The organism is Bacillota bacterium (assembly GCA_040754675.1).
In the GTDB taxonomy this organism is placed as follows: Bacteria; Bacillota; Limnochordia; order Limnochordales; family Geochordaceae; genus Geochorda.
On sequence record JBFMCJ010000769.1, the window covers coordinates 1 to 1,610 of the forward strand.

Annotated in this window: 2 protein-coding genes; both read left to right on the forward strand. The window is 71.6% G+C overall.

Annotated elements, in window-relative coordinates:
• A partial coding sequence (locus AB1609_23425; GenBank protein MEW6049385.1) for an electron transfer flavoprotein subunit beta/FixA family protein occupies window positions 1–735 on the forward strand: 735 nt, incomplete at its 5' end.
• A gap of 59 nt (window positions 736–794) precedes the next feature.
• Window positions 795–1,610, forward strand: an 816-nt coding sequence (locus tag AB1609_23430; GenBank protein MEW6049386.1) for an FAD-binding protein, incomplete at its 3' end; no start/stop codon positions are given.

A 1,610-nucleotide genomic window follows, 5' to 3' on the forward strand; every position in this document is an offset into this window, starting at 1 on the left:
CCGGCAACGAAGAAGCCGGTGCCAGGTAAGGCCCCCCTCGTCATCAGCACGTTTGACGAGATCGCTTTAGAGGTGGCGCTCCAGCTTCGGGAGGCGCTGGCAGGCGGGACGGTCACGGCGCTGAGCCTGGGCCCGAAATCTGCGGAGGAAGTTCTCCGCAAGGCCATGGCCATGCAGGCCGACCGGGCCCTGCGCATCGATGCGGCCGGGTTCGAGGATGCAGATGGGGTCGCCACCGCCGCCGCGCTGGCGGCCGCCATCCGGACGAAGCTTTCGCCGGCAGACGTGGTGCTCTGCGGGCGGCAGGCCGGCGACACCGACGGGGGCCAGGTGGGGCTCCTGCTGGCGGAGATGCTCGGGGTGCCGGCGGTGGCCAACGCCTTGCGCGCCAGGCCCGGGCCGGACGGCACGCTGCGGGTGGAGCGGGAGACCGACGAGGGCACCGAGGTGGTCGAGGTGCCCCCGCCGGTCGTGCTGACCACCACCAACGCGGACTTCAACGTGCCCCGCATCCCGAAGGTGAAGGACGTGATGGCGGCCCACCGCAAGCCCATCGAGGTGCTGACCCGATCCGACCTGGGCCTCGACGGTCAGGAGGCCGCGCAGTCCTGGACGGCCCTGGAGGATCTCTACGTCCCGCAGCAACAGCGCCAGTGCCGCATCGTGGAGGGCAGCTCCCCCGAGGAGCGGGTGGACGCCCTGGTGGCGGCCCTGCTCGACCTCAAGGTGCTGTGAACGTCTGAAGGTGCTGCTCGACTGAAGGTGCCCCCTCGACCCGGGGGCTTCTCGAAAGGATGGATGGCTTTACGATGAACATCCTGGCGGCAATTCTGGCACCGGACGGACAGCTGCACGCCGGCTGGGCTGAACTCATCGGCTGCGCCGTCGAGGCGGCCCGGGCGGCCGGCGGGCGGGCCGAGGCGCTGGTGCTGGGCGGCTTTCAGCCCGGCGCGGCGAGCGCACAGGTGGCGCAAGCGTGGAGGGCCGGTGCCGAACGGGTCTTTGTTGCAGGCGACGCCACACTGGCAGACCCCGACCCGGATCGCTACCTCGGCGCGCTGGCGGAGGCCGCACGGGCCACGGAGGCTTCCACCATCGTTCTCAACGGGGATCCGTTCGGGGCGCAGATCGGGCCGCGCCTTGCGATGCGTCTGGGAGCGGCGCCCATCACGGATGCGGTCGGGGTGAGGCCAGCCGACGGCAAGCCGGCGTGGATTCGCCCCATGTACGGGGGCAAGGCGATGGCGGTCATCGGCACGCGCCGCCCGAAGGCCGTGGTCACCGTGAGGCCGCGGGCGTTTGCCGCGCCGGCGCCCCGGGCGGGGGAGCCCCCTGCGGAAGCCATCGTGCAAGTGGCGCTCAAAGAAGTGGGTTCGGCGCCGGGGCGGGTGCGGGTCGTCGAGCGCAAGCGGGCCGCCTCGGAAGGACTTCGCCTGGAGGACGCCAGGGTTATCGTCTCCGGCGGAAGGGGTATCGGGGGCGCTGAGGGGTTCCAGATGCTGCAGAAGCTAGCCGGCGTGCTGGGCGGCGCTGTGGGGGCCTCACGGGCCGCGGTGGATGCGGGGTGGATTGCCGGCCACCTGCAGATAGGCCAGACCGGCAAGATGGTG